Below are 2,526 nucleotides of genomic sequence, written 5' to 3' on the forward strand. Positions count from 1 at the left end.
CACGAGATGCAGTAGTGCCCCCACTCCACCGAACGGGGCAACGCCACCGCTGCCAGGATAGGTAATCGCGCGGGCCAAGCCGTCCGCGCGCGCCAACCGAATCAACCCCGAATTCGAGTTGATCGCATATTGAATATCGAACGCCGCCCCCGGACCACCCGGCTTGGCGCTGTGATCGATGGTGTCGCTCGCGGCATTTACTTCAATCAGCCCCAGCTGTGTGGCGGCGTTGATGATGCCTGGTGTAACGACTCTGCCCTGCGCGTCGATTACGCGTGCGTCTGCAGGCGGCTCGCCCGCAGATGTCACCGACACGATCGAGCCGTTAGCGATCACGATGGTTGCATCCTCGATCGGTCGATCTTCCGTCAGCGTCCAAGCTTTCGCATGCACGACGGCGATGCTCGTATCGGACGCATTGGCAACGGCGGCAGTCACGAGCAGCGCCAAGCAGAGGCTCGAGATCTTCATGGCGCACTCCCGATTTCAGATCGGCCCAGTTCGAAATCCGAGCGTGGATAGTTCTCAGCAGCGGCGCGGTCGTAGAGCAACGCGCCGTCGATGAACACCAGATCGGCCTTGCTGTAGATGGAGAACGGATTTCCCGACCAAAGCACCACGTCGGCGTTGAAGCCGCTGGCCACGGTGCCGACACGCGTAGCGAGTCCCAGCGCCTTGGCAGGTGTGCTGGTGACCCAGCGAATCAGATGTTCGGGCGGCGGTTCGAGACCGATACGGCGTCCGGCAGCCGCGGCCTTGGCGGCTTCGATCGTCAACCGCTGACCGACGATGGGTGAATCCGAATGCATCATCACGCAGCCGCCCGCCGCATCCACCATCGCCGCGTTCTCGCGAATGGCATCGAGCAGTTCCATCTTGAATCCCCACCAATCGGACCACACCGCGACACAGGTCCCCGCCTGTTTCAGTTGCGGCACGATCTTGTAGGCATCGGTCGCGTGTTGAAAGGTCGTGATGTGGAATCCAAACTCCGCCGCGACGCCCAGCATCGCGACCATGTCGCTGGCGCGATAGCAATGCATGTGCACGGGAATGTCGCCATCGAGCACCGCTGCCAGCGTGTCGAGTTTCAAGTCGCGCGGCGGTGGCTTCTTGCTCGAGCCTTTGCTGTAAGCCCGCCATTCGTCGCGATAGTCCTGCGCGCGTACCAGCGCTTCGCGTATGAATGCAATCTCGCCCTGTCGACTGTTGGGCAGCTTGTTCTTTTCACCGAAAAAACTCTTGGCGTTCTCGCCGCAGCTCATCTTCAGTCCCTGCGGCGCGCCTGGAAACTTCATCGACGGCACATCGACCGCCGGCACTGGCTTGACCACCACCGAACGGCCGGCGAAGAGTGGTGTGGAGCCCGGGAGGATTTGTAAGGTCGTGACGCCGGCGCGCAGCGCCGCTGAAAACGCCGGATCCTGCGCGTTCACCGCATGCTCGATCCAGGTGTCGGCGACGTTCGGGTCGCTGCTCTCCGCCACATCCGACGCTGTCAGTTCGAGCGACGTGAGCGGCATCGGAAACGTGCCGTTGTGACTGTGAACGTCGATCACGCCGGGAGTCAGCCAGCGGCCCTTGCCGTCGATGACGGTGGCAGCGCTGCGATCCAGTCCATGCCCCACCGCAACGATCCGGCCATCGCGCATCAGCACCTCACCGCTGTCGATACGCTTGCCCGCGCCATCGAGAATGGTGACGTCGACGATGAGCGTGTCGGTGCGCGGCCGGGGTTGGTAGGTGCTGGGATAGGGATCGTGCGCAAACTCAGGCGCCCGCCGCGCAGCCGTCGCACTCGACATGGCGAAGACAGCGAGCACGATGATGCCAACGCCGCAACTAATGAACGTTCTATTCACTGATCGTCCTCACTAACCGCGAGATGTGGCACGCCGCGGCGATGCGCGGCGTGCTGTTACGAACGTTGCGTCGTTAGAAGTCCAGCGAGGCGGACAATGTGTAGGTGCGCGGCCCGCCGAGCACCATATAGTTAGCGTTGAACGAACCGCCCACCGAAGCCCAATAGTCTTTGTCGGTGACATTGTCGACGCGAGCGCGCAAGGTCACTGTCTTGCCTGATACGGACATTGCATAGCGCGCGCCGGCATCGAGCCGCGTCCACGACGGAATGTTCAGCGTGTTCGCATCGTTGGCTGCTTGAGAGCTGGTGTACACACCGCGCGCATCGACGCTCAAGCCATTGGTGCCGGGCACATCCCATTCGACCGACAGATTGACTTGAGTGTCCGGCACGCCAATCACGTCATTGCCGTTGTTGACGTTATCCAACGTCTTCTCGTTGGTGGCTTCCAGGAAGGTGAGACCGCCCAGCACTTTCAAGCCCTGCAGCAGTTCTCCGTAGCAACTCAACTCGACGCCCTGGGTGCGCGTCTCGCCAGAGTCGCGAACCACGTTGCCTTGTAACGAGAGATTGGGCTTGGCGAGACGAAACACGGCGAAGGTGGCGCCGAACGTGCCGCCGTCGTATTTCGCCCCCACCTCATACTGCTTGGACTGGTAGGG

General features: G+C 61.9%; 2 protein-coding genes and 1 pseudogene. All 3 read right to left on the reverse strand.

Translation table 11 applies throughout. The annotated features are described in order from the left end of the window. Positions 1–471 (reverse strand): annotated as a pseudogene (locus JNL55_RS23935) (amidohydrolase); the annotation flags it as partial. After that, entirely contained in the window at positions 468–1,862 is a 1,395-nt protein-coding gene (locus tag JNL55_RS23940; RefSeq protein ID WP_293860090.1) for an amidohydrolase family protein, read from the reverse strand. The gene JNL55_RS23940 and the pseudogene JNL55_RS23935, both read right to left, overlap by 4 nt. Positions 1,863–1,935: 73 nt before the next feature. Then, the coding region (locus tag JNL55_RS23945; RefSeq protein WP_293860093.1) for a TonB-dependent receptor domain-containing protein at positions 1,936–2,526 on the reverse strand (591 nt) is incomplete at its 5' end.

It is taken from the genome of Steroidobacter sp. (assembly GCF_016790065.1).
Lineage (GTDB): Bacteria > Pseudomonadota > Gammaproteobacteria > Steroidobacterales > Steroidobacteraceae > Steroidobacter.